A 556-nucleotide genomic window follows, 5' to 3' on the forward strand; every position below is an offset into this window, starting at 1 on the left:
CTTTCGACCACGCGCGCGCAGTTCGCGGGGCGGAGAGTTGTCCCGCTGTCCACGACGGAGGAAGAGCACCCGGCGGAATGACCGGAACCGGATCCTCGACCTTCGGATCGAACAGAGCGGCAATATCGTTCTCGTGAACGGTCATCGGGGATCCTCACCATCGAACGGGGCACAAGCCTCGCGGGTTGTCGATGCTCCCGCGGTCAACCGGTCGGGCAGGGACACGAACACGGTCTTGACGACCTTCGGTGGACGCGGAGCCACCAGATCGTTGAGAGCAGCTTTCACCACCGAGCGCAGCGGACGATCCGGGGTGACGAACTTCGCGATCCGCGTCGTCGCCCACACCGTCACCAACGCCATCACCAACAGAGACTTGAATCCGAGTGGAACGTGCAAGATCCCCCGAGCGATCACGAACACCACGATGAACGCGGTCGCGCCGACGATGCCGGCGGTGTAGCGGATCCGGACCGGCAGGGGATAACCGGTCGGACCGAGATAGTGCCGGTCCACGCGGTACATCAGGTCGTCGTTGTCGATCACCGATTGCTCC

Annotated in this window: 1 protein-coding gene; it reads right to left on the reverse strand. The window is 63.7% G+C overall.

Annotation, left to right across the window (positions count from 1 at the left end; genetic code table 11):
- Positions 1–141: 141 nt before the first annotated feature.
- Positions 142–556: hypothetical protein (locus FH08_RS0133905; RefSeq protein ID WP_200878829.1), on the reverse strand; the 415-nt coding region annotated here is incomplete at its 5' end.

The sequence above is a fragment of the Caballeronia sordidicola genome, assembly GCF_000729995.1.
In the GTDB taxonomy this organism is placed as follows: Bacteria; Pseudomonadota; Gammaproteobacteria; order Burkholderiales; family Burkholderiaceae; genus Caballeronia; species Caballeronia sordidicola_A.